40 protein-coding genes are annotated in these 24443 nt (G+C 64.1%); 32 read left to right on the forward strand and 8 right to left on the reverse strand.

From position 1 onward, the window contains the following. Positions 1-38: 38 nt before the first annotated feature. Complete coding sequence (locus AC5Y49_RS10930) at positions 39-947, reverse strand: UTP--glucose-1-phosphate uridylyltransferase (protein ID WP_499886827.1); 909 nt, start codon at positions 945-947, stop codon at positions 39-41. Positions 948-1011: 64 nt separating this feature from the next. Between AC5Y49_RS10930 and AC5Y49_RS10935 the strand changes: the two genes are divergently transcribed. The 3 genes from AC5Y49_RS10935 to AC5Y49_RS10945 all read left to right on the forward strand — a co-directional run bounded on the left by AC5Y49_RS10935 (position 1012) and on the right by AC5Y49_RS10945 (position 2753). After that, positions 1012-1647 carry a 5-formyltetrahydrofolate cyclo-ligase gene (locus AC5Y49_RS10935; RefSeq protein WP_499886829.1) on the forward strand — a complete coding sequence of 212 codons (636 nt, stop codon included), beginning with the start codon at positions 1012-1014 and terminating at the stop codon, positions 1645-1647. 41 nt (positions 1648-1688) lie between these two features. Beyond that, positions 1689-2033: an FmdB family zinc ribbon protein gene (locus tag AC5Y49_RS10940; protein WP_499886831.1), complete on the forward strand. Its 345-nt coding sequence runs from the start codon at positions 1689-1691 to the stop codon at positions 2031-2033. Between the two features lie 63 nt (positions 2034-2096). After that, entirely contained in the window at positions 2097-2753 is a 657-nt protein-coding gene (locus tag AC5Y49_RS10945) for an SAF domain-containing protein (RefSeq protein ID WP_499886833.1), read from the forward strand. A 14-nt stretch (positions 2754-2767) separates the two neighbouring features. On the opposite strand, the gene AC5Y49_RS10950 is transcribed toward AC5Y49_RS10945, so the two are convergent. From AC5Y49_RS10950 to AC5Y49_RS10980, 7 genes are all read right to left on the reverse strand, one after another. After that, complete coding sequence (locus AC5Y49_RS10950; protein ID WP_499886835.1) at positions 2768-3193, reverse strand: large conductance mechanosensitive channel protein MscL; 426 nt, start codon at positions 3191-3193, stop codon at positions 2768-2770. Between the two features lie 225 nt (positions 3194-3418). After that, positions 3419-3964, reverse strand: coding sequence for a MogA/MoaB family molybdenum cofactor biosynthesis protein (locus tag AC5Y49_RS10955; protein WP_499886837.1), 546 nt, complete (start codon positions 3962-3964; stop codon positions 3419-3421). Next, positions 3964-5310, reverse strand: coding sequence for a S1C family serine protease (locus tag AC5Y49_RS10960; protein WP_499886839.1), 1347 nt, complete (start codon positions 5308-5310; stop codon positions 3964-3966). Before AC5Y49_RS10960 ends, AC5Y49_RS10955 begins: the two co-directional genes overlap by 1 nt. A 54-nt stretch (positions 5311-5364) precedes the next feature. Beyond that, entirely contained in the window at positions 5365-6870 is a 1506-nt protein-coding gene (locus AC5Y49_RS10965; RefSeq protein WP_499886841.1) for a HAMP domain-containing sensor histidine kinase, read from the reverse strand. After that, a complete protein-coding gene (locus AC5Y49_RS10970) occupies positions 6870-7556 on the reverse strand; it encodes a response regulator transcription factor (protein ID WP_499886843.1) in 687 nt (228 codons plus the stop codon). The genes AC5Y49_RS10965 and AC5Y49_RS10970 overlap by 1 nt, the downstream gene beginning before the upstream one ends. A gap of 93 nt (positions 7557-7649) precedes the next feature. After that, complete coding sequence (rpmF, locus tag AC5Y49_RS10975) at positions 7650-7823, reverse strand: 50S ribosomal protein L32 (protein ID WP_085194965.1); 174 nt, start codon at positions 7821-7823, stop codon at positions 7650-7652. A gap of 142 nt (positions 7824-7965) precedes the next feature. After that, positions 7966-8322 (reverse strand): helix-turn-helix transcriptional regulator, encoded by a 357-nt coding sequence (locus AC5Y49_RS10980; protein WP_499886845.1) that lies wholly within the window; start codon positions 8320-8322, stop codon positions 7966-7968. A gap of 299 nt (positions 8323-8621) precedes the next feature. Here AC5Y49_RS10980 and AC5Y49_RS10985 point away from each other — a divergent pair, with 299 nt between their 5' ends. From AC5Y49_RS10985 to AC5Y49_RS11125, 29 genes are all read left to right on the forward strand, one after another. After that, complete coding sequence (locus tag AC5Y49_RS10985; RefSeq protein WP_499886846.1) at positions 8622-8894, forward strand: hypothetical protein; 273 nt, start codon at positions 8622-8624, stop codon at positions 8892-8894. Next, positions 8891-9187, forward strand: coding sequence for a hypothetical protein (locus AC5Y49_RS10990; RefSeq protein WP_499886848.1), 297 nt, complete (start codon positions 8891-8893; stop codon positions 9185-9187). The genes AC5Y49_RS10985 and AC5Y49_RS10990 overlap by 4 nt, the downstream gene beginning before the upstream one ends. Beyond that, the gene (locus tag AC5Y49_RS10995; RefSeq protein ID WP_499886850.1) at positions 9184-9630 is read left to right on the forward strand and encodes a hypothetical protein; all 447 of its coding nucleotides are present in this window, start codon (positions 9184-9186) and stop codon (positions 9628-9630) included. The genes AC5Y49_RS10990 and AC5Y49_RS10995 overlap by 4 nt, the downstream gene beginning before the upstream one ends. Positions 9631-9690: 60 nt before the next feature. Then, complete coding sequence (locus AC5Y49_RS11000) at positions 9691-10011, forward strand: hypothetical protein (protein WP_499886851.1); 321 nt, start codon at positions 9691-9693, stop codon at positions 10009-10011. Further along, the gene (locus AC5Y49_RS11005; protein WP_499886852.1) at positions 10008-10283 is read left to right on the forward strand and encodes a hypothetical protein; all 276 of its coding nucleotides are present in this window, start codon (positions 10008-10010) and stop codon (positions 10281-10283) included. The genes AC5Y49_RS11000 and AC5Y49_RS11005 overlap by 4 nt, the downstream gene beginning before the upstream one ends. Continuing rightward, positions 10280-10579, forward strand: a complete 300-nt coding sequence (locus tag AC5Y49_RS11010; protein WP_499886853.1) for a WhiB family transcriptional regulator — start codon at positions 10280-10282, stop codon at positions 10577-10579. The genes AC5Y49_RS11005 and AC5Y49_RS11010 overlap by 4 nt, the downstream gene beginning before the upstream one ends. Further along, positions 10576-11496 carry a hypothetical protein gene (locus AC5Y49_RS11015; RefSeq protein WP_499886855.1) on the forward strand — a complete coding sequence of 307 codons (921 nt, stop codon included), beginning with the start codon at positions 10576-10578 and terminating at the stop codon, positions 11494-11496. The genes AC5Y49_RS11010 and AC5Y49_RS11015 overlap by 4 nt, the downstream gene beginning before the upstream one ends. Continuing rightward, positions 11496-11936 carry an endonuclease VII domain-containing protein gene (locus AC5Y49_RS11020; RefSeq protein ID WP_499887256.1) on the forward strand — a complete coding sequence of 147 codons (441 nt, stop codon included), beginning with the start codon at positions 11496-11498 and terminating at the stop codon, positions 11934-11936. Before AC5Y49_RS11015 ends, AC5Y49_RS11020 begins: the two co-directional genes overlap by 1 nt. Further along, a complete protein-coding gene (locus tag AC5Y49_RS11025) occupies positions 11933-13246 on the forward strand; it encodes a recombination directionality factor (protein ID WP_499886857.1) in 1314 nt (437 codons plus the stop codon). Before AC5Y49_RS11020 ends, AC5Y49_RS11025 begins: the two co-directional genes overlap by 4 nt. Next, complete coding sequence (locus AC5Y49_RS11030) at positions 13243-14007, forward strand: hypothetical protein (RefSeq protein ID WP_499886859.1); 765 nt, start codon at positions 13243-13245, stop codon at positions 14005-14007. The genes AC5Y49_RS11025 and AC5Y49_RS11030 overlap by 4 nt, the downstream gene beginning before the upstream one ends. Before the next feature lie 32 nt (positions 14008-14039). Next, positions 14040-15314: a DUF6745 domain-containing protein gene (locus AC5Y49_RS11035; RefSeq protein ID WP_499886860.1), complete on the forward strand. Its 1275-nt coding sequence runs from the start codon at positions 14040-14042 to the stop codon at positions 15312-15314. A 33-nt stretch (positions 15315-15347) separates the two neighbouring features. Continuing rightward, the gene (locus tag AC5Y49_RS11040) at positions 15348-15758 is read left to right on the forward strand and encodes a DUF8820 family protein (RefSeq protein ID WP_499886862.1); all 411 of its coding nucleotides are present in this window, start codon (positions 15348-15350) and stop codon (positions 15756-15758) included. A gap of 5 nt (positions 15759-15763) precedes the next feature. After that, a complete protein-coding gene (locus AC5Y49_RS11045; protein ID WP_499886864.1) occupies positions 15764-15967 on the forward strand; it encodes a hypothetical protein in 204 nt (67 codons plus the stop codon). Beyond that, a complete protein-coding gene (locus AC5Y49_RS11050) occupies positions 15964-16131 on the forward strand; it encodes a hypothetical protein (RefSeq protein ID WP_499886866.1) in 168 nt (55 codons plus the stop codon). Before AC5Y49_RS11045 ends, AC5Y49_RS11050 begins: the two co-directional genes overlap by 4 nt. Before the next feature lie 98 nt (positions 16132-16229). Next, positions 16230-16442: a hypothetical protein gene (locus AC5Y49_RS11055; RefSeq protein WP_499886868.1), complete on the forward strand. Its 213-nt coding sequence runs from the start codon at positions 16230-16232 to the stop codon at positions 16440-16442. Further along, a complete protein-coding gene (locus tag AC5Y49_RS11060) occupies positions 16439-16672 on the forward strand; it encodes a hypothetical protein (RefSeq protein WP_499886870.1) in 234 nt (77 codons plus the stop codon). Before AC5Y49_RS11055 ends, AC5Y49_RS11060 begins: the two co-directional genes overlap by 4 nt. Then, positions 16672-17565: a hypothetical protein gene (locus tag AC5Y49_RS11065; RefSeq protein WP_499886872.1), complete on the forward strand. Its 894-nt coding sequence runs from the start codon at positions 16672-16674 to the stop codon at positions 17563-17565. The genes AC5Y49_RS11060 and AC5Y49_RS11065 overlap by 1 nt, the downstream gene beginning before the upstream one ends. After that, positions 17562-17942 carry a hypothetical protein gene (locus AC5Y49_RS11070; protein ID WP_499886874.1) on the forward strand — a complete coding sequence of 127 codons (381 nt, stop codon included), beginning with the start codon at positions 17562-17564 and terminating at the stop codon, positions 17940-17942. Before AC5Y49_RS11065 ends, AC5Y49_RS11070 begins: the two co-directional genes overlap by 4 nt. Next, positions 17935-18189, forward strand: a complete 255-nt coding sequence (locus AC5Y49_RS11075; protein WP_499886876.1) for a hypothetical protein — start codon at positions 17935-17937, stop codon at positions 18187-18189. The genes AC5Y49_RS11070 and AC5Y49_RS11075 overlap by 8 nt, the downstream gene beginning before the upstream one ends. Further along, positions 18186-18434 (forward strand): hypothetical protein, encoded by a 249-nt coding sequence (locus AC5Y49_RS11080; RefSeq protein WP_499886878.1) that lies wholly within the window; start codon positions 18186-18188, stop codon positions 18432-18434. The genes AC5Y49_RS11075 and AC5Y49_RS11080 overlap by 4 nt, the downstream gene beginning before the upstream one ends. Continuing rightward, a complete protein-coding gene (locus tag AC5Y49_RS11085) occupies positions 18431-18640 on the forward strand; it encodes a hypothetical protein (protein ID WP_499886880.1) in 210 nt (69 codons plus the stop codon). Before AC5Y49_RS11080 ends, AC5Y49_RS11085 begins: the two co-directional genes overlap by 4 nt. After that, on the forward strand, positions 18637-19062 hold the full coding sequence (locus tag AC5Y49_RS11090) for a RusA family crossover junction endodeoxyribonuclease (protein WP_499886882.1): 426 nt from the start codon (positions 18637-18639) through the stop codon (positions 19060-19062). The genes AC5Y49_RS11085 and AC5Y49_RS11090 overlap by 4 nt, the downstream gene beginning before the upstream one ends. Positions 19063-19195: 133 nt before the next feature. Next, a complete protein-coding gene (locus tag AC5Y49_RS11095) occupies positions 19196-19462 on the forward strand; it encodes a hypothetical protein (protein WP_499886884.1) in 267 nt (88 codons plus the stop codon). After that, complete coding sequence (locus AC5Y49_RS11100; protein ID WP_499886886.1) at positions 19450-20385, forward strand: DUF1922 domain-containing protein; 936 nt, start codon at positions 19450-19452, stop codon at positions 20383-20385. The genes AC5Y49_RS11095 and AC5Y49_RS11100 overlap by 13 nt, the downstream gene beginning before the upstream one ends. A gap of 253 nt (positions 20386-20638) precedes the next feature. Beyond that, entirely contained in the window at positions 20639-20782 is a 144-nt protein-coding gene (locus tag AC5Y49_RS11105) for a hypothetical protein (protein WP_499886888.1), read from the forward strand. A gap of 11 nt (positions 20783-20793) precedes the next feature. Next, positions 20794-20934: a hypothetical protein gene (locus AC5Y49_RS11110; protein ID WP_499886890.1), complete on the forward strand. Its 141-nt coding sequence runs from the start codon at positions 20794-20796 to the stop codon at positions 20932-20934. 157 nt (positions 20935-21091) lie between these two features. After that, positions 21092-21571: a hypothetical protein gene (locus tag AC5Y49_RS11115; protein ID WP_499886892.1), complete on the forward strand. Its 480-nt coding sequence runs from the start codon at positions 21092-21094 to the stop codon at positions 21569-21571. 1058 nt (positions 21572-22629) lie between these two features. Next, entirely contained in the window at positions 22630-22902 is a 273-nt protein-coding gene (locus AC5Y49_RS11120) for a hypothetical protein (protein WP_499886894.1), read from the forward strand. Beyond that, entirely contained in the window at positions 22899-24440 is a 1542-nt protein-coding gene (locus AC5Y49_RS11125) for a terminase large subunit domain-containing protein (protein WP_499886896.1), read from the forward strand. The genes AC5Y49_RS11120 and AC5Y49_RS11125 overlap by 4 nt, the downstream gene beginning before the upstream one ends. Positions 24441-24443: the final 3 nt, after the last annotated feature.

A 24443-nucleotide genomic window follows, 5' to 3' on the forward strand; every position in this document is an offset into this window, starting at 1 on the left:
GAGTCTCTGCCAGTCAGGCCCGACCCGATTGCCCGGGGCTATCCCTCGGGCAGGCCCAATCGCGCCACCAACCACCGCCGCAAGTCCGGGCCATAGTCAGCGCGGTCCAACGCAAAGTCAACCGCAGCCTTGAGGTAGCCGCCGGGATTTCCCAGGTCGTGTCGAGAGCCGCGATGCACGACGACGTGGACCGGATGCCCTTCGGTGATCAGCAACGCGATCGCATCGGTGAGCTGCACCTCGCCGCCCGCGCCGCGGTCGATGCGACGCAACGCATCGAACACCGCGCGGTCCAGGACGTAGCGGCCGGCCGCCGCAAACATCGACGGAGCATTCTCGGGCTTGGGCTTTTCCACCATGCCGTTGACCTTGAGGACGTCTTTGTCGGCCCCGGGAACCGGCTCGACATCGAACACCCCATAGGCGCTGATCTCTTCACGGCTGACCTCGATGGCGCACAACACCGTGCCGCCTTGCTCGGCCCGCACCTTGGACATGGTTTCCAGCACGCCCGTCGGTAGCACCAGGTCGTCGGGGAGCAACACGGCCACCGCGTCCTCGTCGTCCGAGAGCGTCGACTCCACGCAGGCGATCGCATGCCCCAGTCCCAGCGGCTCGGCCTGCACCACGGACTCGACCTTGATCAGCCCCGGCGCCCGCCGCACCTTGGCCAGCATCGCCTTTTTGCCGCGGGCCTCCAGGGTTCCTTCGAGCACCAGGTCTTCGACGAAATGCGCGACGACGCCGTCCTTGCCCTCCGACGTGATGATCACCAGCCGTTCGGCGCCGGCATCAGCTGCCTCGGCGGCGACCAGCTCGATGCCCGGAGTATCGACCACGGGCAGCAGCTCCTTGGGCACCGTCTTGGTGGCAGGCAGGAAGCGGGTGCCCAGGCCGGCAGCCGGAACAATTGCCGTGCGCGGAACGCGGATCTGTGCGCGTGACATCGTTCACACGATAACCATGTGAGGATGTGGCGCGCCGGAAGGTCGGGCTGTCATCGTTGATGCCATGGGCACCGCCGGCAAAGCCGCATTGCGACAACAGCTGTTGGCCGCCCGGCGCTCGGTTGCCGACGACGTCCGCGCCGACGAGGCGCGGGCGCTGAACGAGCATTTGAGCGGGCTGAATTCGGGCGTGAGCAGCGACAGCACGGTCTGCGCCTATGCCCCGGTCGGCGCCGAACCCGGGTCGATCGACATGCTGAACGTGTTGCTGCGCCGAGCCGGACGAGTGCTGCTGCCCGTTGCCCGCACTGCCGGCGACGACACGCCGTTGGCGTTGCAGTGGGGCGAGTACCAACCGGGGCGGCTGGTGGCGGGACGGTTCGGACTGCTCGAACCCGCCGAGCCGTGGCTGCCGCCCGCGGCCCTGGGGGAAGCTGCTCTGGTGCTGGTTCCGGCGCTGGCGGTCGATCGCGCGGGAGTGCGGCTGGGCCGTGGTGGCGGGTTCTACGACCGCTCGCTGCAACACCGCGATTCGCAGGCACGTGTGGTCGCGGTGGTCCGCGATGACGAACTCCGCGACGAGCTGCCCTGCGAGCCCCACGACGTGCGGATGACCCATGCGCTCACGCCGCAGGGCGGGTTTCTCGCTCTGGACACCAGTCGGGAATCATGCCGCGCCGATGGCGGTTCTAGCACTTGACACGGTAGAGTGCTAACGAATCTGATACCCCGGAGGTTTCTGTGCCGACTTACAGCTACGCGTGCACTGAGTGCGGCAACCGCTTCGACGTGGTTCAGGCCTTCACCGACGACGCCCTGACGACCTGCCGGGAGTGCTCCGGCCGGCTGCGCAAGGTGTTCAATTCCGTCGGCGTGGTGTTCAAAGGCAGCGGTTTCTACCGCACCGACAGCCGCGAGTCGACGAAGAGTTCGACCAATGGCTCCAGCAAGTCCGAGTCCTCGTCGAGTTCCAGCGACAAGTCGAGTTCCAGCGACAAGTCCTCGTCGAGCGGTGGCAAAGAGACGTCAACCAGCTCGTCGACGTCAAAGACATCGGACTCCGCGAAGTCTGCCGCGGCCAGCTGACAGTTATCCACAACCGGGTTTTTCTCGACCACACTCAACGTCCGGCCCGCTTAGCGTGGCGCCATGGGCGAATCGCTGAATCCGTCGCTGGCAGACCGCGTCTCGCAGTGGATACGCCCGGACTGGACGCGAACGGTGCTGGCCCGGCGGATCGCGGCCGGCGGGCTCGTCGTGTTGGCCGGTGTCGCGGCGTTTCGGCCCGATCCTGACGGCGACCGCACCGAGGTGGTGGTCGCGGTGCGCGACCTCAGACCGGGTGCGGAGTTGACCACTGAAGATGTTAAGCTCGAAAAACGTTTGGCGGCAACGATTCCCGACGGCTCACAAGACAACCTGGGAACAGTTGTCGGTGCGACGTTGGCCGGGCCTGCGCGTCGGGGAGAGGTGCTCACCGACGTGCGGGTGCTGAACAGCCGGCTGGCCGAGTCCACCGCGGGGCCGCAGGCGCGGATGGTGCCGCTGCATCCGGCCGACAGCGCACTGATCGACCTGGTGCGACCCGGGGACGTCGTCGACATCGTGGCCGCACCTAACGACGGCGTCACCGACTCGCACAGCAATCCTCGGCTCATCGCCAGCGACGCCATCGTCGTCCTGGTTTCCGCTAAGCAGAAAGCGCCGTCCGACGACCGGGTGGTGCTGGTGGCGCTACCGGCCGCCGCGGCCACCGCGGTGGCCGGCGCTGCGCTGGTTCAGACCGTGACACTGACCCTGCATTGAGCGCGTGGGAGGTGTCAGGCGGCCGCCGGCTGCTCGCTGGCGCAGTACTTGCACTTCTGCGCGGCCTCGGGGATGTCCGACATGCACTGCGGGCAAGCCTTGGTGGCGGGCTCGTCTCCGAACACCGTGACTCCGCGGCGTTTCTGAATGTGCTTGTACGGCAAGACAATCACGAAGTACACCACTGCCATGAAGACGATGAAATAGATGATCGCCGAAATGAAGGCACCGAAGTCGATGAACGTCGCCTTGTTTCCGGGGTCGCCGAGTTGCACACCCAACCCCAGGGTTGCATTGGGCTGCGCGGCAGCGACGAGCGGATTGATCACGCTGTCGGTGAAGGCCTTGACCAGATTTGAGAACGCCAGAGCCACCACCAAGCCGACGGCCACGGTGATCACGTCACCGCGCATCACGAAATCTCTGAAACCTTTGAACACCAGAGCCAACCTCCCGTCACAGGAATCATCGGAGCGACGCGAGGCCGCCCGAAAAAACCGTATGACGCAGAAGAGGCGATTGTGGGCGTTGCGCGCAATTAGTCATCGAGGATTGACCGCGCCGTGACCATCAATTGTGATGGGGCGGCACGTTCTCCTGAAGCCAGCGCTCGCGCTCTTCGGCGTCCCGAACATCGTCCGGATCGCGCTCGTCTGTGGTTTCGCTCATATCTCCAGACTCGACAGCTGACCGATGATCTGCGCCGCCAGCGGGTTCAGTGTCGCCATCCCGTCGCGCACTGCAGATCGCGAGCCGGCAAGGTTAACCACCAACGTGCTGCCCGAGATGCCGGCCAGACCGCGCGACAACCCGGCCTCGACGACGCCCGCCGACAATCCGGAGGCGCGAATCGCTTCGGCGATACCGAGGAGTTCGCGATCGAGGATCTCCCGAGTTGCCTCCGGAGCGACGTCACGTGGGGTCACGCCGGTACCGCCGACCGACACCACCAAATCCACCCCGCCGATCACGGCGGTGTTCAGCGCGTTGCGGATCTCCACTTCGTCGGCCGCGACGGCCACCACACCGTCGACGACGAACCCGGCCTCCGTGAGCAACTCGGTGACCAGCGGTCCGCTGTGGTCCTCTTCATCCCCGTGCGCCGTGCGGTCGTCGACCACGACGACAAGTGCCCGGCCTACCAAGTCCGCACGCTGTTCCATGGCTGCAACCGTATATCCGTGATCTGACCCGGGCGCGGCGACTCTCATCACCGATCCGCCTTGCCCAAAGTGACCTGCACTGTCCGGGTGTCACCCGACGGATCCAAAAACGTCAGGGTCACCTTGTCCCCCGGCGCCTTGGACCGCACCGCGGCCACCAGACCGTCGGCACTGTTGATCGTGCGGTCGTTGACCTTGGTGACCACTACCCCGCTGGGCAGGCCCGCGGCTGCCGCCGCACCACCGGGCACCACGTCGACAACCTTGGCGCCGTGGGCGCCCTTGTCGTTCATGACCTGGACACCCAGCGACGCGTGGGAGGCCGTGCCGCTGCGGATCAGCTCGTCGGCTATCCGCTTGGCCTGGTCGATCGGAATCGCGAAGCCGAGACCGATCGAACCGCTCTGCGCATCGGCGGAGTCGCCGCCGAGGGTGGCGATCGCCGAGTTGACACCGATCAGATCACCATTCATGTTGACCAGGGCGCCGCCGGAGTTGCCAGGGTTGATCGCCGCATCGGTCTGGATGGCGTCCAGCACCGTGTTCTGGTTGCCGGTGTCCCCGGTGGTCGACACCGGACGGTTCAGCGCGCTGACGATCCCGGTGGTGACCGTGCCCTCCAGGCCCAGCGGTGACCCGACCGCGATCACCGGCTGACCGACGCGCAGGTCAGCCGACGAGCCGATGCTGATCGGGGCCAACCCGGAGACGTCTTGTACCCGCACCACTGCGATATCGGTGGTGGGATCCGCCCCGACCACGGTAAACGATGCGGTGCGCCCGTCGGAAAAGGTCACCGTCGTTTTCGGCGCCTCGCCAGGGGGCGTCTCGCCACGGGCGCCCTTGCCGGCAGCGGCGACGACGTGGTTATTGGTCAGGATCAGCCCGTCAGCCGACAAGATGATGCCCGACCCCTCTTCGGACTGGCGCCCCAGATCCGTCTCCAGCATCACCACGCTGGGAACAACCTTGGTGGCCACCTGCTCCACGCTGCCTGCCGGCAAGTTAGCGGCCGGCACGCTGGGCGCGGGCCCGCCCCGGATGGTCGTGGTGCTGTGGGCGCCGCCGTGTCCGCTGTGTTCGACCACCGACGCCGCCGCACCACCGATGCCCGCCGAAACCACTGCAATAGCCAGCGCGCCGGCAGCTAATAGGCCTGCGCGCGAACGCTTTTGGGATGGAATGATCGGCGGGGGGGTGGCCGGGCCGGGCTGGCCGGCACCGAACGGCGGGTAGGGCTGGCGGTAGCCCTGCTGCTGGGCGTAACGCCAGTCGTATTGCTGGCCATACGTTTGCTGCTGGCCCGGAACGGAATAGGCTGGCGCCGCATGCTGATCGGACACCGGGCGGTATCCGGGCTGCTGTGGTGGCGAATACCTCGGGTGATTCGTCATGCGCTAGGTCGCTCTTCCTTCTAAAGATCAGTTCGGGCTCAACGGTAACTGCAACTACCTTGCCTGCGTGGACTGAGATTCCACTGAGACAACGTTCGCTGGGCCTTCAGAGTTTCCCCCATTTTGGCCCGCGCTAACATCCGGCTCCGGATAGGGCATAACCGGCAGCGGACGTCCGGGCAGCAACACGTATATCGAGGTCCCCGGCGGCTGGCCGCCGGGCACGGTGTCCTCTACGCGCAGCGCTCCACCGTGTTTGAGCACCACCTGCTTGACGATCGCCAGTCCCAGGCCGGAACCGGGCATCGCCCGCGCGGCCGCGGAACGGAAGAACCGTTCGAACACCAGTTGGCGTTCCTCCGGCGGAATGCCCGGGCCGTTGTCGGCGACCACCAGCTCGGCATGCGCGGGATCCAGTTGGGTCATCCGGACGGTGACCCGTCCGCCCGACGGACTCCATTTGGCGGCGTTGTCCATCAGATTGAGCACCGCGCGGGACAGGCCGGCAAGGTCACCGTAGACCTGCCACCCGATCACCTGTGCCTCGAAGTCGATGTCGTTGCGACGCCGCCGGACCCGCTCCAGGCTGCGGTCGATGACCTCACCCATGTCGACCGGCTCGTGCACGACCTCACCGGCATCGTCTCTGGTCAAGTCCACCAAATCGCCTATCAGCGTGGACAATTCCTCGATCTGGGCGATCACATCGGCGCGCAGGTCGATCATTTCCTGCTCCGGCAACCGCGGTGCGCCGGGCTGCATCGACGCCATCAGCAACTCGACGTTGGTGCGCAGCGACGTCAGCGGCGTCCGCAGTTCATGACCGGCATCTGTGACCAGCTGGGCCTGCCGCTCCCGCGACTCGGCCAGTGCCCGCAACATCAGGTTGAATGCCTCGGTCAGCCTGGCCAACTCGTCGCTGCCGAATACCGGGATGGGTCGTAGGTCGTCGGTACGGGCCACCCGCTCGGCGGCCTCGGTGAGCCGGCCTACCGGGCGCAGCCCGGCGCGGGTGACCATGCCCCCGGCCACCGCGGCCACCACGACGCCCACCCCGCCGACAATCAGCAGCACCCAGCGCAGTTTCATCATGACCGCATCGGTGGGCGCCAGGCTCTTGGAGATCAGGAGCGACGCGCCGTTTGGCAGGTGAATGGCCAGCACCCGCTGATCGGCCGCCGTGCGCCGGGACATGAACAAGTCACCGCGGATGACTGCCTTTTCCGGGTTGCCGACCGGCAGCGTCTGGCCTTCCTGGTTAGCGGTGTAGATCGATCGGCCCGGATTGATCAACATCGCGTTGACATCCGAATATGCAGTACCCTCAATGGCTTTGCCGGGGTCGGCGGACAGCGACCCGCTTGCGATCAGCAGTTGCGCCCGGCTCTGCAGTTGGTCGTCGATGTCTTTGTAGAGCGCTGCCGAAATCACCGCGTACACCGCGACGGCCATTAACACGACCACCATCGCGACCATCGACATCGCCAGGAGCATCACCCGCCATCGCAACGACAACGAGGGGGTCGCTCGCAGCGGAGCGCGCCTGCCGAACATAGACATCAGGGAGGCGTTTCGCGGAGCACGTAACCCACTCCGCGAACGGTGTGGATCAACCGCGGCTCGCCGTCGGCTTCGGTTTTACGGCGCAGATACCCGACGTAGACCTCCAGCGCGTTGCCCGAGGTGGGAAAGTCGAAGCCCCATACTTCCTCGAGGATGCGACTGCGGGTGAGCACGCGCCGCGGGTTGGCGATCAGCATCTCCAACAGCGCGAATTCGGTGCGGGTCAGGCTGATCTGGCGTTGCCCGCGAGTGACTTCACGGGTCGCCGGGTCGAGAGTCAGATCGGAGAACGTCATAGCCACCGACTCGGCGGAATCCTCGGGCTGGGTGCGGCGCAACAGCGCCCGCATCCGGGCCAGCAACTCTTCAAGCGCGAACGGCTTCGGTAGATAGTCGTCGGCGCCGGCATCCAGGCCGGCTACCCGCTCGGAGATCGCGTCGCGGGCGGTCAACACCAGGATGGGCAGATCATCGCCGGTGCTGCGCAACTGACGGCACACTTCCAGACCATCCAGCCGCGGCATCATGACGTCCAGCACCACGGCGTCGGGCCGGTCGGTGGTGATCATGTCGAGCGCCTCGACGCCGTCTTGAGCCAGCGTCACCGAGTAGCCGTTGAACGACAGCGAGCGCCGCAGCGACTCACGCACCGCACGATCGTCGTCGACGACAAGAATCCGCACGGCCACCAGTTTTAACCAATCGCCTGAGAGCGACCTAAGAGGTCCGCGGCCTTACTGCAATGCGCGCAGCCGCGTCACACTCGACGGGCTAAGTCAGCGCCGGTCGAGGTCGATGAGACCGAGCCGGGCGGCCTTGAGCAGCCGACGCGGCACCTTATGCCGTTGACCGGCCACCGTCACGCCGACGAGTTCGGGCTTGGCGGCCTTCCACTGGGCGCGCCGGCTTCGGGTGTTCGCACGCGACATCCTGCGCTTGGGCACAGCCATAATCGAGCCTTACTCCTGGTAGGGGGGTCGCCGCGCAAACAGATCGACAGCGACGATTGCTCCTCAGAATAGTCGGTGACCTGTTGAGCACCCAAATCGGGTGATCGGGCGGGCATCCTTGACGTATTGCCTGCCCCAACGGCTAACCTACCGGTTGCGAGGTTCCGGGATCGTCGTGCGCGCTGCCTGTGCGGTGGAGTTTGCTGCGGGTCGGTTGCGGGCTAGGCCGACCCGGCGTAGGGGGCGGTGGTTCAGGGTTCATATCGCGGCCATCGATCAGCCATTGCTCGGAGACATCGCACATCGCGGCGATCTGCTCGAGAATGAATCTCTTGGGTGGCGTGCCGACGTCGTTGCACCAACGCGAGACGGTTTGGCGGCTCACTTCGAATTTGCTCATCAGCTCCGTGTGGCTTAGCCCAGCATCGCTAAGTGCCATGCGAAGACGCCAGCCGAGGGTAACCGGGGGCACCCTCTTGAAGTTAACTTGGTGAGTCATAACCACAGTATGTGCATTTGTCCGTCATGCGTCAATACTTCGCGACACGCGCACAGTCGTCTCTAAGTAACGCTTGACCGTCATGAGTCAATGACGCATGATGATGCGGTGAGCCACAGTGATGAACTTCTCACTAGCACTCAAGCAGGTCTCATCCTCGGTAAATCCGGTCGAACAGTCGTCCGCATGGCCGAAAAAGACTTGATCAAGACCGCTGGAAAACTACCCGGCGACAACGGTGCATACCTCTTCCGCCGCGGCGACGTCGAAGCCCTACTGACCCAAGAGGCCACCGCGTGATGACGGCTGAGCCGCGCGCAGCCGGCTACCGCATCGTCGGCGACGACAACAGCCACGGCCAACGCGTCATCGCCGTCACCGCCGACGACATCGAAATCTGCGGCTCATTCAAACTGGCCCGCCTCAACGACTGGCACCTTTACGTCTCCAAGCTCGTCGCCGACACTCTGGACCTCACCCAGCCACACAACGCGCACATCTGTTCCCGCGACGACGCGATCCGCTGGGTCGACATCCTCGCCGCCCTCTACATGCAGGCGGTACGACCGTGATCACCTGGATAGTCCTACCGGTTTACGCCGCGGCAGCAATCCTCAACCTCGTCATCTGGTGTATCGGCGGCGACATGCGAAACGGCTCAATCACCGTGCTTTTCGTCGCTGTGAGCTTCTACGAACTGGCTTGCCGCAACTACCGCAAGATCATCGCGCAGCACCACTGTCCGCCACCGATCAAGCTCGACGACCTGTTTCTAATGCAGGAAAGGGAGTGGGCGCGTAGAGGATCGACGCAGCTAACGCTCCATGATGTGCCCGAGGGAAGTCATCGTAGGTGGGAATCATGACGCTACTTCGTCTCCTCGGTGCCGCGATCAACTACCTGTGGCCGATCGAAACTCAGCCGAGCTTGTCTGATTTCGATGAGGAAGCCGCAGCCAAATACCTGGCGGATCCGGATTGCTCACTGGGCGGCGACGACGATTCGACCATCGCGCGCATAGCAGCCATCGTCGAAGACATCCGAAACCTCCTGTACTACCAGCACTCCCTCGTCACCGGTGAGGCCGCACCGGCTCGCGGCCCCGTGACGGGGGAACGCCCCGGGGCTGATGTCAGCGGCCCCCCCGACGCGCCAGCCCCGGGGCACCCACTCGACGGCCGCCACGACCTAGCAGCCGCCGCGCGTAGCGTGCGCGCCTGGGCCGACGGCATCACCTGCCTCAACCCCGACGGTAACCGCATGCTCGCCGACCGTCTCACCCTCGCCTCAGAACTCACCCGCCCATAACAAAAAGCGGCCCGCACCGTTGTGTGCGATGCGGGCCAACGACAAAGGAGAACAGTTCCCGTGTCACAGCAGAGAATAGCTGACCACATCCGCAAATGGCTGCACCTACCCACACTCCCCACCCCGGACGGCGTCCTCTACCCCCAGCATGATGGCGACACCGCGCAACTCGCTGAACTGAGCGATCGCCTATTCGCCACCGCCGCACAACATCACAGCGCGCCACATTTCCTGGCCGCTGGCGAGCTGCAACGCCAAGCCATCCACGCCATGGGTATGACGGCGGCGCAGCTGCTGGAGTTGCAGCGGCCCTGGCCCGATCCGATAGCCGACTTGCTGGCGCAGTGGCCGACGCGCATTGTCGTCGAGGTGGTGTCATGAACGCGGCGCCGCTACGACTCGTGTGGACACCCGATGATGCGCGCGAGCTCGCCGCCCGCGCCGCACAATTCCCCACCGAGCCCGCGGCGCCCCAAGCCGCGGCGCGGTGTCCCGTGGTGGGTTTACGCCAGCACGTTCGGATTCCTGCTGGGCTTCGCTCTCTACTACTCGGTGCCGATGCGATGACCCGCCGTCAAGCTCAAGCCCTCATCCTCACCGTCATCAGCTACGCCGCCATGCTGATCGTCCTCGCCTGGGCCGTCACCCGATGAGCGCACTACCCGGCCGCCCACAAGCCAGCCATGCGCTGGCCCTGCTCCGCACAGATGACGAGTGGCGCGAAAACGCGTTATGCACCGAAGTCTCACCCGAACTGTTCTTTCCGAACAAAGGCGAACTCGACCTCTCCCGCGAAGCCAAACGCATCTGCGCCCAATGCGATGTCCGCACCGAATGCCTCGAATACGCGCTGAACAACGGTGAGCGCTACGGAGTTTGGGGCGGCATGTCCGAACGGCAACGCCGCGAACTCGAACAACGCCGCCGCACAAAGGTGTTCGCATCATGACGACCGCCGAACTCGGGCAAGAAGCCGTCGACGTCGCGAGCCCCGAAGACGACGACCTCCGCTTGTGGTCAGTCACCACCATCATCGGCGTACTCGACAAACCCGCACTGCTCTACTGGGCAGCCGAACAAACCGCCAACGCCGCCATCGACAACCTCGCCACGTGGCAAGCAATGCTTGAGGATCGCGGTCGGCGGGAAGCTGTAAAGTGGTTGAGGGACGCAAGATTCCGCATGCCGAAAACCCTGCTTAGTGCAACCGCTTTGGGAACTGTCACACACAAGGTGTGTGACACATACGCGCTCACCGGGAAGCGGCCCGATCGTGACTTCGTTGCCGATCTCGTCGCGCACGAGGGCGGCCCGCAGTGCGACATCGACCACGAGACCAACGTTGTCGGACGAATGCTCAACCAGTTCGACGGTTGGCTGCAGCGCTTCACCCCGGAATACCAGGCCACCGAGGTGTGCGTCTACTGCCCCGAATACGGATACGCCGGGCAAGCCGATGCGTTTCTCACCATCGATGGATGCCGGTTCATCACTGATTACAAGACCTCACGCGGTTCGGTCGATGGTCAAGGCCGACCGAAAACTCCGTACCCCGAGCAGGTCGGATTGCAGCTGGCGTTCTACCGATGGGCGGACTTTGCGGCGGTCTGGCGTCCCCGCCGATATGAGAAGTGGCGCCGCCGTTACTACCTGCTCGGCGCGGCCGAACGCGAATTGGCCGTGCCGGTCCCCGAAGTGGACACCGGACTGGTCATACAGATTACGCCCGAGTCATGCGAGGCATATCCGATGAACTGCGACCAAGAGGTGCACACTGCGGCGCTGTACTGCCTGGAGAACTTTCGATGGGTCCAAGAGACATCGAAGAACATCATGGGACATCCACTTGTCGAGGTGCAGTCATGATGTGCAAGTGGGATGGTTGCGCAGAACCGAAAGGTGCTGGTCGAGGCCGACGCTATTGTGAAGTGCACCAAGCCGAGTCACGCACCCGGCGTCGTACCGCCGCTAGTGAGCGGCTAAAAGCCTGGCGCAAGAAGAATTACGCGCACAATCGACTCACCGATCGTGTGCGCGTCTACGGGTTGACCAAGGACGAATTTCTTGAACTGCTCGAATTTCAGGACGGCCGCTGCGCTATCTGCCGCAAATTCGGCGGACTTAAACTCCACGTCGACCACGACCACGCGACAGGCATTGTGCGCGGTTTGTTGTGCTGGAGTTGCAACCAACTCTTGAAGCACGCGCGTGATCGCGCATTCATCCTGGATGCCGCCGCGTCCTACCTCGCACACCCAATCACTGTCCAAGCCAACGAATTGGTGCACGGGGAGGTCTCAGCATGATCATCGACCTTCAACGGCGTCTCGCCGAAGTGGGCCGTATCCGTATCGGCCAACAAGTACCAGTCGGCAACGGCAGCAGAAAGACCCGGCCCGCGAAGCTGACGACCTTTCGGCTCACCAGCCCCGATCGCAACCGTATCCAGCAGGCCGCGGTCCTCTACGGCGGCAGCCCATCCGAGTGGGAAGCACCCGCCGGCAACCAGTGGGAAGTCATCACTGAGACCGACGCGCTGAACGTGATTGTGCCGCCCTCGGATATGGCGTTCAGTCAATGGTTCGAACTGTGGTCCGGTGGCGGCTGCCAGCGCCGCTGCGACGGCCGCAACGAATCCCTCAGCGAGGGCCCTTGCGTCTGCGACCCCGACAAGCGCGAGTGCACCATCCACACCCGGCTATCCGTCATGCTCCGCGACCTGCCGGGCCTCGGCGTCTGGCGCATCGACACCAGCGGCTACTACGCCGCCGTCGAACTCCAAGGCGCCGTCGAGATCGTGCAACTCGCCGCTGGGCGCGGCCAGATGCTGCCCGCCCGACTCCGACTCGAGCAGCGAATGATCAAGCGCGCCGGCCAAACCACCAAACGGTTCGCCGTCCCGGTCCTCGACATAGAGGTCTCCCCCGCGCAGCTGCTCGGCGGCCAGGCCCCGGCGATGCTCGGCGATGGCACGCCGGGAACGATCGCGATCGAACCACCCCGCCGCGAAATCGACGCCTCTGCGCCGCTCACGCCCGTACCCGAGACAGTGCCCGAAGCGCCCGCCCCGTCGGTGGCCGAGCAAGCGTCCGCGGTCAAGGAACGTAAGCCACGCAAGGGGGCCGCACAGCCGGTCGCACGCGCCGGGATCAAGCCCCGCACTGCGCAGCAAGCCGCTGCCGGCGCACGGCCGCAACGCGACGACATCCCACCGCCACCGGAACCGACCGAACCCGCACCGCCACCGTCGCCGTCCGATCCGGATCCGCAGCCACAGCAGACCGCGCCGGGCGAGCCCGAGCCAGAAGCATCCGCCGCGCAAAACCGGAAGATGCACGCACTTTTCCGCGACGCAAAGATCGACGACCGCGACGACCGGCTCGCCGTCACCAGCCACATCCTCGGCTACGAACTCGACACCAGCGCCCACCTGATGGTCTCCGAGGCGTCGAAGCTGATCGAGACACTGCAGAACTGGCTCGACGGCCACGACGGCGCCGGCAACGCAGCCAACATCGACGACAAAGTGCGAGAAATCCTCAACGCCGCCACCCTCGCAGCCGAATCAACCACCAGCGCAACAGAACACGCAACAGAACAGGAGCCGTCGTCGTGACCGCCACCATCGCCAGCACCTGCCTCGTCGAACTGCTCACCGACGCGTTGCAAACCGCCGACACCGACCCAGACTCAGCCGGCATGGCGACAGCCGCAGTCCACATCGCCACACACCGCGCCGCCCACGGCGACGAACCCGGACTCACCGATCTGCTGGCAGCCACCAGCACAGACCGGTTCGTCATCGGCCACTCATGGATCTGCGTCGATGGCCAGATCATCCCGAGCGCGTGGCCTGTCGACTCAATCAAAACGGTTATCACCATCTGCAAGCAACTGATTGTGACGCGCGGCAAGGAACATACTGTCGACGTCGAGGTCGTCGAAGTGATTCCTGATGGCGAACCGTCCGGCGACGAGAAGGCAGAGCACCCCGGCTATGTCGTCACCCTCCGCGAGACGCCAGCACTTTTCGACACCGACACCGAATTCACCTTCCACGCCGACCACGAATCGAAGTTCCCTCTTGCCACCGTGCGCAAGGTGCTCGACGGCGACGCAGATCCCACCTCGAACTACGAGGATGGCCCCGAAACGCAGTGGACCGCGCGCGTTCTCGCACCGCTCACCGCGGTCGCGAAACGCCGCAAAGCGCCGATGCGGTTCTTCCGCTCGCCTGACCGACGACCACAAGTTGTGCAGATCGGGCCATTCTGGCTTGGCGCAGCGATACCGGCGACAGTACTCCCAGGTGAAGGCCTGACCGAACCGAGTATCGACCCACTGCTGCCAGTCGCCGCGGCGGTCAGCGAATCATGACCGCCAACATCGGGGAAGTCAAGGAGTACCCCATGCCAAAGAAACTCACCGAGCTCACCGCCGCACAACGCGAACGAATGGCATCCTTCGCCCAGGAATGGATCGAATACGGCTGCCGCACAACACCACTCACCGAAGAAGAATGGGCCGTATGGGAAGCCGGCGCACGCAAGTGCTACGAATACGCCAGCATTCCATGGCCCGGCGTCGTTGTCCGAGTCTCATCACCGATTGTCGGTGCATTCGCGGCTCCAATCGCCGGGCAAATCCTCGACGAACTCGCTAAAAGGAAAGGGGCCTCGGTCGGGGCCTCGGTCGGGGCCTCGGTCGGGGACTCGGTCTGGGACTCGGTCTGGGACTCGGTCAGGGACTCGGTCGGGGCCTCGGTCGGGGCCTCGGTCGGGGACTCGGTCTGGGACTCGGTCGGGGACTCGGTCAGGGACTCGGTCGGGGCCTCGGTCGGGGCCTCGGTCGGGGCCTCGGTCGGGGCCTCGGTCTGGGACTCGGTCGGGGCCTCGGTCGGGGACTCGGTCTGGGACTCGGTCGGGGCCTCGGTCAGGGACTCGGTCTGGGCCTCGGTCGGGGACTCGGTCTGGGACTCGGTCAGGGACTCGGTCAGGGCCTCGGTCGGGGACTCCTGGTCGCGTTACTTCTCGCGACATGGCTGGGCCGACTGGAATGCATTTGTCGCTTACTTCCGCGATGTCGTCGAACTACAACTCGATCAAGATATTTGGGACAGAGCACGCGCGTGCGAAGATGCTATGTCGGCTGGCTACTGGTGGCCCACGCGCGCCTTCGTCATGGTGTGTGACCTGCCCAGTGAGCTACACCTTGAATCGGCTGGCGGTCGAACACGGCTGCACTGCGAAACCGGTCCAGCCATTATGTGGCCCGACGGCTGGGGAGTCTATTCCTGGCACGGCACACGCGTACCGGCTGATCTGATCGAAACCGGTTGGGACATCGACCGGATCATGAACGAACGCAACACCGAGGTCCGCCGCTGCGCAATCGAACGCATGGGCTGGGACCAATTCGTCGACACCGCTGGCCTCGAGCTGGTTGATCAAGTCGACGATCCCGGCAACCCCGGGCAGACGCTGAGACTGTTCGACGTACCTGCCAATGTGCTGGACCTTCCGGTGCGCGTGCTGGTCGCCGTGAACGCAACATCAGAACGTGACGGCCGCCGCCACACCTTCGGACTAACAACTCCCGTCGAGTTCGACACCGCCCTGTCAGCCGCGGCATGGACGTTCGGCCTGTCCGAATCGGAATACAAACAACTGGCACGCGCAACCTAGCGAGCCGGAAACCAAGAAAGGAAACACGGAGATATGGCAACTACCACGGAGCTGATGGACGCCACCGGCGTGCAGGTGCTCACTGAGCAGGATTTCGATGTCGAGATCCCGGTGCTGGCTGGTGTGCAGCGTCAGGGCGACGTTCTGGTTCGCCCCGACCGGCTACAAGCGAAAACCCCTGTGCCGCAAACTGGGACCCCGGTAGTCCGCGGGGAGAACGGTGGCAACACCCACGCTATCTATGCCGCCGACGGCCCGGTCTTCTGCGATGTCGTCGCCGCGACGTCCACGCGTGATCTGCGGGTCGCCGTGCTGTCGGTGCCCGAAGGTTCGACCGCGTACCTGGGTCATCCGGAGCACGGCTATATGGGTATCGCGCCCGGTGATTACGAGATTCGGCGGCAGCGTGAGATGGCCGAAGAAATCCGGATGATCGCCGACTAGTCGCGGTGGCTGGTTTGGATTGGTTGGGTGACCGCGGCGACCCGAGGGTTGTCGCGGCGCTCAACCACAACTGCCCGATCTGTCATGTGGCGCCGGGGGTGGATTGCCGGCACCCGTGGGAAACCTCCGAGCCGCTCGGCCGGGTGGTCTACCAAGCGCGGGTTGAGCCAGACACCGATCATCTGCCGCTCCCGAAAGTCCGCGGATGACCGTCGACAAGATCCTGTCCGCCGCTGATGACATCGCCGCCCAAGCGCAGCGCGTCGAAACGCTCCAGGCCGCAGTCGACGAAATCCGGGAGCTCACCCAGCGCTACCCGTACAGCGACATGCGGCGGCGCGTCGTCGCCATCCTGGAACGGCGGGGACTGTGAAGCCCTGTCGCAACTACGGACCCACCGGCTACTGTACCGGCGGCCGACACAACCAATGCCCCTACGCGCCCGGCGGGGCGTGTGAGGGCGGCATATGGATGCCTGAGTGCTACATCACGGTCCCTCCGAAGGGCGGCCGGCGCGGCACCAAGCCGTGGCAAGGCGCGTTCCTGGACGGCATCTGCGCCACGTTGGAAGGCGTCGGGATTCTCCAGGTCGTCCGGCCGTCGCACCGCTCGGTATGCGGTTGCCAATGCCATGACGGCCACACGTTCACTGCGCAGCTGGAGCTGTTCGAGGCCGCATCATGACCGGCCAACTCACCATGTTGTCGACGTGTGTGGTTCCTGGCTGCCCCAACCCTGTTGCCGCCGTCGGAGAGCCTTGCGGCGACTGCCGGCGTGTGTTCGGGCCGATGCTGCGTCACAACCCCGACGTTCCACCTCTGACAGCTGAGCAGATCACTGAACGCGACACCTACGTCCACCGAGCTTACGCGGTCCAGCGACAGATCAAGCCCGCGTCCGGGGAGATCGACTGATGGCTGACCGCAGACCCCCTGGCTTCAACGTCGATCTGGACTTCTACGACTCATCTGAAGTCCTATCGATCCCACGCAAAATCCGCGCCGCCGCTATCGGCGTATGGACCCTCGCCGGCTCCTACTCAGCAAAGAAACTCAGCGACGGTTATGTGTCGGCTGAGAAGCTCCGCGAACTCGGTTGCACCCCCACAATCCGCGCGGCGCTCATGGCGACACGACCCGAACCGTTATGGGTAGATGGCGAACACGTAGGCGACATCCGATTCACACGTTGGACGAAGTGGCAGCGTACGTCCGGCGAGGTTAAGGCTTACCGGGAGGCTGAAGCGGAACGCAAACGAATCGCACGTAGTTCGAACAAACCGGCCACGAACAGCGGAAACGTTAATTTGTCCAGGCGGACAATCAGCGGACAAACGACGGATGTCCGCCCGGACGGTCGCAACCCCCGCGGACGCGCGCGCGCCCGTCAGACTGAGACAGAGACTAAGACAGAGAACTTTGGTTACGTTCCTGAGTCAGCTACAGAAAGCAACGCGCGCGACGCAATCGCCGCCACACCAGCAGCCGACCTCGTCCGCAAAACCATCCCCAGCGAAATCAACTCGGCAACGCAAACCGCGCTGCGAATAACCGCTGGCACACTCCTGCGCGAGGGCACACCCACCGACGTCGTCGAACAAGCCCTCCGCGACTGGGCCACCAAAACCGGCATCGGCCCCGGAATCCTGCCGTCGCTCGCCGCCGATGTCATCAAACGCCGCAACGGCCACACCCGAGACCCCAACAGCGGCAGCAAGCTTCGCTCCTACGCCGAACTCGCCCAAGCCGAACGCGCCCGCGAAAACGCCCAACTCGCAAACCACAACCCACCCAAGGAACTCCAATGACCAGCCGAGCCGATGCAATCGAAGTCATGACCATCGTCGCTGCCTGCCACCGGCGTACCGCCCCCCGAATGGACGACGAACAGGCAACCCTCGCGACAGCCTCAGTGTGGGCCGACCTGTTCAGCGAATACCGACTCGAGCTCACCGATTTGATCGCCGCGGTCAAGAAACGCGCGCTCACCCATGCTGACGCACCCGAACCGGCGGAGATCATCGCCTTCGCCCGCGAGATCCGCCGCGACCGAACCGAACGCGAATCCGACGCCGAACGCCAGGCACGCGAAAACCGCCGTGACGCCGAACTCGACTGCGCCACCCTGCAAGCAATCACCAACCGGGCGGGCTTCGCCGTCGGAAAGTCGATCAACGATGCCTGAACTCGACCCCGGCTACGCCCAACGCCAAGCCGAACGCGAACGCGCCTACAACGAGGCCTGCGCCGAGTACCGCCGCACCGATCCAATTGCACGCCAAGCCGCCACGGCAAAATGCACACTCTGCGACGAAGACGGCTACCGACCCAACGGACTGATCTGCGACCACGTCGACCGCACCGAAACCCACAAGCGCGGCATCGCAGCCTGCCGAGCCGCGCTCACCAAGCCTAAAGGCGACAACCAATGACTTGCCCCCGCATCACTCCCGACCTGCTCGCCTACGCTGACCAACTTGAAGCCGCCAACAGCGACATCCTGGACGCACTGATCAACGAGCTCGGCGCCCAACCGCGTTACCACGGACCTATCGGCATGCTCGGCCTAGCTCATACCATCCGCGAACACACCAACCAACTTGCAACAGAACAACCGGAATACGCGCCGTTCGAACTGCTCGCGCTCGCAGTCCGCCGCCTGGCGGTGGCACAGTGACCGCCAACCCCCGCATCGGTCTAGACGAAGACGGAACCCTCGACGACTTCGTCGCCACCGACGTCAAAGCCATCCACTTCGAAGCTCTCGACGACACCGCCTGGTACGCCACCATCGAACTGCACACCGGCGAGATTTGGCAGCTGAACTTCGGCGCCCACAACTCCCGCGCGCGCGGCTACTCCAGAGCAGAGCAAGTCCAATGACCGCACCCCAGATCGCCACCTCCGTCGAATTCTTCGTCCCAGGCAACCCCAGACCCCAGGGGTCCAAACGCCACGTCGGTCGCGGAATACTCGTCGAATCATCCAAAGACGTCGGCCCGTGGCGTGAACGCGTCGCAATCGCCGCGCACAACGCCATGCTCGACAACGGCGCAACAATCGCCACCACCGCTGTCTCTGTCCTGCTGAACTTCGTCATGCCCAGACCTAAAAGCGCCCCGAAACGATCCACACCGCCAGCGTCGAAACGACCCGACATCGACAAACTCACCCGGGCCTGCCTCGACGCCATCACCGGCATCCTCATCACCGACGACGCCCTAGTCGTCAACCTCCACGCCTACAAACGCCTCGCCGAAATCGGCGAAACACCCGGAGTGGAAATCCGCGTGGATGCCACATGAGTTGCCCACGCCTGGCGCCTGAGCTACTGGCGTGCCGCATGAGCATCGAAATCCGGTACCGCACCGAAGGCGACTGCGACTGCCCCACACCGAAGCCAATCGGGTACGAACGCACCTGCCGACACTGGTATGAATGCGATTGGGGCATCTTCAACAAGCCGACCCCACCCGCGGACTCCAGCACCTCATGATCGTCACAGGCGACTACATCCGACAATTGCTGGAATCAGGCCCCCGGCCCGGCCCGCGCGGCGGAACACACAGCGCTACCGTCGACGACCAACGCATCTTCGCCCACTGTGACTACGACGGTCACCGCACAACCTGGGAGCTGTTCGACGCCCACTTCGTAGACGGCCAAGGCCCCGACGACCTCATGGTCGGAAGGTGGCCCGACTGATGATCCAATGCCAGCACTGCAAATCCCGCACCCAGCTCTACCTCTGCGACAACTGCCAAATCCAACTCGCCAACATGCTCGACGAAATCCCCTGGCTCCTCGACGAACTTGACGCCCGAATCCAAAAACTCGACCGCATCCCACACGGCACCGTCGGCCGAACCCGCAGACCCAACGAACTCGACATCATCGACTTCGACGCCGCCGAAACCGCCCGCAACGTCCGAAAGCTTCTACTCCGCTGGGTCGAAACCATCGCCCAGCGCCACACCGGCAGAACGCCACCCGGACTGTCCACCGTCACAACCAAACACCTAGCCCGCTGGCTACGAGTCAACGTCGGCGCCATCGCCCGCCTCAACCTCGCCAACAAACACGGCCGCCACCAGCTCTACCACGACATCAACAAACTCGTCGGCAGCGACCAAAAAGGCGGCCAACTCATCGGCGCCATCAACCGCCACGAACGCCACTTCGCCGGCCCCTGCCCAACCATCCGCAACTACAACCACCACGGCGAACCCATCGAATGCGCCACCATCCTCTACGCCGACATCGACGACCGCACAGTGACATGCCCAACCTGCAAACAACCCATCGACGTCGAAAAAAACCGACTCAAAACCGCCGTCGACCGAGACCTCCTACCCGAACCCAAACTCCTCGAGGTACTCGACAACCTCGGAGAACCCATCTCACGCGTCAAGTTCTACGACTGGATCAAACAAGGGCGCATCCAGCCACGCGGCTGGATCCACGACGGCAAGATCGTCAAGTTCCGCATCCGCCGCGGCGACCCAGCCGTCTACAGCCTCCGACGCGCCCGCCGACTACGCCAACGCACCGAGTCCACCGCTTCCGAACACGCAGCAGAGCCCGCGGACCACGCGGGCCGCCCGGTCCACCGTCAACGACTGCGCTGACCCCAGTGATTAGCTGGCACCACGACACACCGCGAATCCCATCACTTGCACGCACCCCACTGACCAGGGCATACTTCGAATTGACTGTGCAACCCCCATGCCTGAACACGATTCAGACCTGGGGGTTCTCACATTCCAGACCATTTGCCAACTGAAAGAAACACGGATGCCGCCCCGACGTAAATCCTCACCCCCAGCTACAGCCACACCACCAGGCCCCACGCAGCTCGAGGTCCGCGTCAACGGCAAAATCGTGTTCCTCCAGCGTGTCTACAGCTACAGCATCGACCAAGACACCGACCAAATCGCCGTCTACGGCTCACTGACACCCGAACCACCCCACACCAAGCCCGCGGCCACTCAGGACACTGAGAAAAGCGCTGAGCGCCCCGAATAGCCCCGCCTGCGATGATCGTCGACTCCGACACCCGCATCACCATCAACAGCGCACCGATCCTCACCGTCAACGAAGACGACGACGGCAACACCTGGGAACACAACGTCACCGCCGCACGCTGGGCCCCCACCACCGGCTGGACCTACCCATGACCACCAGACCTGCTGATCCGCCAGCAGTCGAATCTAGATGCCTGTCATGGGGATCCTCAGAGCACCTCTGCATCAGCGAGCGTGGACACGACGACGATTGGCACACATGCGGCTGCGGCGTCCAGTGGCCAGCTGAAAGCCTGGAAGGTCGAGGGGCATGACCACCCCCAACGAACTCATCTACTTCACCACCACCGGCCACTGGTACGACATCGAAGCCCCATCCACCAGCGGCAACACCAACACTCCCCAATTCGTCGTCATCAGCGCATTCGTCACCTTCACACCTAGGCTCAAACCCGGCACCGTCGTCTACGTCCCCAACCTCGACCTCGGCAACGACACCAGCGCCAACACCGGCCTGGCCATCGCCCCCATCACCGGACGCATCCTGCAAGGCGAACTGCAAACCATCAACCGCGAAGACACCCCCGACCTGCAGCTGCTGGCCAACAGCCCCATCCTCGGCCTCGACCAACTCATCTACGACGTGTCCTTCAGCAACGTCGTCTACGCCAGCGCCGGTCGAACCATCACCAACTTCGCCTTCACAGCACCCACCGACGCCAGCACTGTGGACCTCACAGACCCAGCACTGCAGCGCCTGACCTACGACCCCACCGCATACGCCCGATGAGCGAGCTACGCAGCGGCCGGCGCTACCGCAAGATGAGCAAAGACTTCATCGCACGCTGCCGCGCAATCAACGCACCCTGTTGGCTATGCGGCGAACCCATCGACTACACGACACCAGGCCGCACCAAACACGGACCCGAACTCGACCACGTACGACCGACATCCACCCATCCGCACCTGGTATACGAACCCTCCAACTGGCGAATCGCACACGCAACATGCAACCACAGCCGCGGCGCGAAAAGCCCAGCAGCACATAGGATCTCACACACCAAACGTGTTGCAACACAAGCGAATTGGGCGCCGACGGTATGGTGACCATGCGTGAAATGCATTGTGTTGCAACAGGATTGGATGTTTGCTAGGATCGACCGTGCGATCTTGATTGATCATGATTCAGCAAACGGCCCACACGGTCAAAAACGGTTCTGACCAGGGGGGATGCAAATCCCAGCAAACCCCGAAACGGACGAGCCTTCGGCTGCGGCAATTTTTCGCACAGCAAACACGATGTAGCACGGTCACTCTGCGTTGGAATGTTGCCGGTTGACGCCGAAACGACCCTGACCTGCGGTTATATGCTAGTGGAATGTTAGCTGTACAGCAAAGCTTCAGCCACCAGCAAACAAGATCGCCGTTTGCTGTGTTGGCGTTGAATAGTCGTTGACCTGCGAAGATGTGGCTGGTATTGCAGTCGGTTAGTTTGCTCGCTGGGGTGTTTGCTGTGTAGCTAACTTCAAAACATCAAGATCAGCAGGCCGTCGAAAGGCGCCAAACCTATTGCACGACAACGCTTTAACGTCAAATCATGACGCTGAAAAGCGTTGTAAATGAACCTATTTGAACCGATGCGCGTGTCGTGCATCGCGTTGAGACACAACAACTTTCGAGACAACCATGCCAGCTAAACATGGAACGCGCAGAACATACATTGACGGTTGCCGCTGTGATCCCTGCAAAGCGGCTAACCGTGATTACCAGCGGGAACGCCGCTCGCGACTCGCGAAAGGTGGCCCGGTTCGGTCGGTGCCCGCGCCGGTCGTGTCGCTAGCACAGCCTGTGTCAGGCGCTGTTGTCCAGGCCGGCCGCGTCGAGACCGCGGTGGAGTCCGAGCTCGAGGGCCTAGCGATGGCTGAACTACGTCCTGGTTTGAAGGCGGCGGCGTTGGCGCTGGCCAGGGTATTGGACAACCCGAATGCTGTGGTGCAGCATCCCGGCGCGTCGAAAGAGCTGCGTGCGACGTTGGATGCGCTGCACAAGGGTGCTGATGCGCGGAAGTCGCGGTTGGCGTCGGTGCGGGCGATGACGAAGCCCGGCTCGGCCACAGGATGACCGTCCTTGGCATCGAGACGCCGCGGATCTTCACGCCGCCGCGCCGCGAACTCACCCCCGAGACGACCCACGGCTTCGCGTGTATCGCGTTCGCGGAGGAAGTGCTCGAGGTCAAGCTGTTCCCCTGGCAGAAGTGGCTGCTGCTACACGCCCTGGAGCTCGACGACGACGGCCTGTACCGCTTCCGCACGGTGGTGTGCGAGGTTGCGCGTCAGAACGGCAAGACGCTGGTGATGCTGATCCTGGCGTTGTGGCACATCTACGCGCTGGATTCGCGCACGGTGATCGGCACCGCGCAGGATTTGACGCGCTCGGAGAAGTCGTGGGCTGAGGCCGTCGAATGGGCGGTGGAGAACGATGAGCTGGCGCCGCTGATCGAGGACGTCAAGCGCGGTCACCCGAAGGTGCTCACGTTGATCACGGGTTGTGAGTATCGGGTGGCGGCTGCGAGCCGCCGCGGCGGCCGTGGTTTCACCGGTGATCTGATCCTGTTGGACGAGCTGCGTGAGCATCAGTCGTGGGATTCGTGGGCGTCGGTGACGAACACGATGAACGCGCGGCCGAAAGCGCAAGCGTGGGCGTTCTCCAACGCCGGCGACTCATTGAGCGTGGTGCTGCGGTATCTGCGGGCCTGTGCTCATCGCGATCTGGGCTGGCCGGACGGCGACGCCGACGCTGAAGTGCTCGGCGAGGTCGAGGACGGTCTGGAGATCGACGAGTCCGGTAGTTCGCTGGGCTGGTTCGAGTGGTCAGCACCGCCGGCCGCAACGCGCGGCGACCGGGTCGCGTGGGCGCAGGCTAATCCGTCGCTCAACCACGTCGAGACAACGGAGAACTGCATCACTGAGCGGGCGTTAGGCGCGGCGCTGCGCACGTCGCCGCCGCATGTGTTCGACATGGAGTGCATGTGCCGCTGGGTGTCCCTGGCCGATGGTGGACCGTTTCCCGAGGGGACGTGGGCGGACACCCAGGATGCGGCTGCGCGGCCGGCGCAGGGCGCCAAGTCGGCCATTTGTGTCGAGGTTTCGGACAGCCACCGTAACCGGGAGCGAAGCTATGTGGCTCGGGCGGCGCTCGACGACAGCAGTGAGCCAGTGGTTGGGATTTGGGCGGACCAGCAGGGCTCAGATTGGGTGGTTCCGTGGCTGCAGGCCAACCGTGACGGCTATGCGGTGGTCGTCCTGCGGTCGGGCACGGGGACACCATCTTTGTCGCTTCTGGATGAGATAGAGGCGGCCGGGCTGCCGCTGGAGAAGTGGGGCGCCGCCGACGTGTCTGCGGCGCATGGCCAGATGTTCGACGCGGTGCGCGACAAGCAAGTGCGTCATTTGCCGCATCCCGGTTTGGATATGGCGGCGACGTCGGCAGCGATCCGGGTGCAGTCCGGTGGTGGCTGGATCATCGACGCCGGCAAGTCACCGAGCGACACCGCACCGCTGATGGCCACGCTGGGCGCGGTGTGGGGGTTGGGGCATCTGCCCGACGACCGACCATCGATCTATTCGGGCGCCGACGGCGCCGACGTCCTCGTCTTGTGAAGG

The organism is Mycobacterium sp. NGS62 (genome assembly GCF_059812285.1).

What these genes read in the sequence shown, in the direction of transcription:
- AC5Y49_RS10930 (WP_499886827.1), bottom strand. Translation starts at nt 947, where the DNA reads ATGTCACGCGCACAGATCCGCGTTCCGCGCACGGCAATTGTTCCGGCT.
- AC5Y49_RS10935 (WP_499886829.1), top strand. Translation starts at nt 1,012, where the DNA reads ATGGGCACCGCCGGCAAAGCCGCATTGCGACAACAGCTGTTGGCCGCC.
- AC5Y49_RS10945 (WP_499886833.1), top strand. Translation starts at nt 2,097, where the DNA reads ATGGGCGAATCGCTGAATCCGTCGCTGGCAGACCGCGTCTCGCAGTGG.
- AC5Y49_RS10955 (WP_499886837.1), bottom strand. Translation starts at nt 3,964, where the DNA reads ATGAGAGTCGCCGCGCCCGGGTCAGATCACGGATATACGGTTGCAGCC.
- AC5Y49_RS10960 (WP_499886839.1), bottom strand. Translation starts at nt 5,310, where the DNA reads ATGACGAATCACCCGAGGTATTCGCCACCACAGCAGCCCGGATACCGC.
- AC5Y49_RS10965 (WP_499886841.1), bottom strand. Translation starts at nt 6,870, where the DNA reads ATGTCTATGTTCGGCAGGCGCGCTCCGCTGCGAGCGACCCCCTCGTTG.
- rpmF (WP_085194965.1), bottom strand. Translation starts at nt 7,823, where the DNA reads ATGGCTGTGCCCAAGCGCAGGATGTCGCGTGCGAACACCCGAAGCCGG.
- AC5Y49_RS10980 (WP_499886845.1), bottom strand. Translation starts at nt 8,322, where the DNA reads ATGACTCACCAAGTTAACTTCAAGAGGGTGCCCCCGGTTACCCTCGGC.
- AC5Y49_RS10985 (WP_499886846.1), top strand. Translation starts at nt 8,622, where the DNA reads ATGACGGCTGAGCCGCGCGCAGCCGGCTACCGCATCGTCGGCGACGAC.
- AC5Y49_RS10995 (WP_499886850.1), top strand. Translation starts at nt 9,184, where the DNA reads ATGACGCTACTTCGTCTCCTCGGTGCCGCGATCAACTACCTGTGGCCG.
- AC5Y49_RS11005 (WP_499886852.1), top strand. Translation starts at nt 10,008, where the DNA reads ATGAACGCGGCGCCGCTACGACTCGTGTGGACACCCGATGATGCGCGC.
- AC5Y49_RS11010 (WP_499886853.1), top strand. Translation starts at nt 10,280, where the DNA reads ATGAGCGCACTACCCGGCCGCCCACAAGCCAGCCATGCGCTGGCCCTG.
- AC5Y49_RS11015 (WP_499886855.1), top strand. Translation starts at nt 10,576, where the DNA reads ATGACGACCGCCGAACTCGGGCAAGAAGCCGTCGACGTCGCGAGCCCC.
- AC5Y49_RS11020 (WP_499887256.1), top strand. Translation starts at nt 11,496, where the DNA reads ATGTGCAAGTGGGATGGTTGCGCAGAACCGAAAGGTGCTGGTCGAGGC.
- AC5Y49_RS11025 (WP_499886857.1), top strand. Translation starts at nt 11,933, where the DNA reads ATGATCATCGACCTTCAACGGCGTCTCGCCGAAGTGGGCCGTATCCGT.
- AC5Y49_RS11035 (WP_499886860.1), top strand. Translation starts at nt 14,040, where the DNA reads ATGCCAAAGAAACTCACCGAGCTCACCGCCGCACAACGCGAACGAATG.
- AC5Y49_RS11040 (WP_499886862.1), top strand. Translation starts at nt 15,348, where the DNA reads ATGGCAACTACCACGGAGCTGATGGACGCCACCGGCGTGCAGGTGCTC.
- AC5Y49_RS11050 (WP_499886866.1), top strand. Translation starts at nt 15,964, where the DNA reads ATGACCGTCGACAAGATCCTGTCCGCCGCTGATGACATCGCCGCCCAA.
- AC5Y49_RS11055 (WP_499886868.1), top strand. Translation starts at nt 16,230, where the DNA reads ATGCCTGAGTGCTACATCACGGTCCCTCCGAAGGGCGGCCGGCGCGGC.
- AC5Y49_RS11060 (WP_499886870.1), top strand. Translation starts at nt 16,439, where the DNA reads ATGACCGGCCAACTCACCATGTTGTCGACGTGTGTGGTTCCTGGCTGC.
- AC5Y49_RS11065 (WP_499886872.1), top strand. Translation starts at nt 16,672, where the DNA reads ATGGCTGACCGCAGACCCCCTGGCTTCAACGTCGATCTGGACTTCTAC.
- AC5Y49_RS11070 (WP_499886874.1), top strand. Translation starts at nt 17,562, where the DNA reads ATGACCAGCCGAGCCGATGCAATCGAAGTCATGACCATCGTCGCTGCC.
- AC5Y49_RS11075 (WP_499886876.1), top strand. Translation starts at nt 17,935, where the DNA reads ATGCCTGAACTCGACCCCGGCTACGCCCAACGCCAAGCCGAACGCGAA.
- AC5Y49_RS11080 (WP_499886878.1), top strand. Translation starts at nt 18,186, where the DNA reads ATGACTTGCCCCCGCATCACTCCCGACCTGCTCGCCTACGCTGACCAA.
- AC5Y49_RS11090 (WP_499886882.1), top strand. Translation starts at nt 18,637, where the DNA reads ATGACCGCACCCCAGATCGCCACCTCCGTCGAATTCTTCGTCCCAGGC.
- AC5Y49_RS11095 (WP_499886884.1), top strand. Translation starts at nt 19,196, where the DNA reads ATGCGATTGGGGCATCTTCAACAAGCCGACCCCACCCGCGGACTCCAG.
- AC5Y49_RS11110 (WP_499886890.1), top strand. Translation starts at nt 20,794, where the DNA reads ATGATCGTCGACTCCGACACCCGCATCACCATCAACAGCGCACCGATC.
- AC5Y49_RS11115 (WP_499886892.1), top strand. Translation starts at nt 21,092, where the DNA reads ATGACCACCCCCAACGAACTCATCTACTTCACCACCACCGGCCACTGG.
- AC5Y49_RS11125 (WP_499886896.1), top strand. Translation starts at nt 22,899, where the DNA reads ATGACCGTCCTTGGCATCGAGACGCCGCGGATCTTCACGCCGCCGCGC.